This window comes from Bartonella sp. AP150HLJHH, from assembly GCF_042196385.1.
Taxonomy (GTDB): domain Bacteria; phylum Pseudomonadota; class Alphaproteobacteria; order Rhizobiales; family Rhizobiaceae; genus Bartonella.
Map to the genome: position 1 here is coordinate 1 of NZ_JBHIQC010000146.1, position 565 is coordinate 565.

The window sequence follows — 565 nt, forward strand, 5'->3', positions numbered from 1 at the left end:
GTATAGTGGCTTTATGGCGCAACATACGTGCGGGGTATTTTTTCCAAGGGTCACTGTGGTCTTGTTCGCATTCTTTGCGATATTCGGTGACTTCGATAGGGTCTTTAATCCCTTTGAGACGAATAGCACATTTGATAGCAATGATATTCCCATCCTCATTGATTTGATCTTGAAAGGTCATGCCATCAAAGTCAGGATTTGATTTGATGATCTTTATCCAACCGTCGATAGAAACAACGGGTATGATGCCGCCGCCTTTTTTAGGGAGTGCATAGATTTCTTTTGTTAAAGGGTTAAGTCCATAAGTATTGGCAACAAAAAGAAAAACGGCAAATTCTGCATCAGTGATGACATTAGCATTTTTATATCCAATACAAGTTTTTATGATTGTTTCTCGAAATTCTTCAGCAGAAAATCCATATTTTTCTGCCATTTCTTTTAAAAAAGTAGAATTTTTCATCTTGATTTCCTACATTGCGCGCAATTCCCCCGTGGCGTGAATCACGCTGGTGTTAAAAGTTGGTTTGTGTTGCTAGAAAGGAATGTCGTCTTTTGTTGAAGAGTC

1 protein-coding gene is annotated in these 565 nt (G+C 38.6%); it reads right to left on the reverse strand.

The features are described from left to right. Positions 1 to 460: recombinase RecT (locus tag ACFING_RS10145; protein WP_375630854.1), on the reverse strand; the 460-nt coding region annotated here is incomplete at its 3' end. Positions 461 to 565 lie beyond the last annotated feature (105 nt).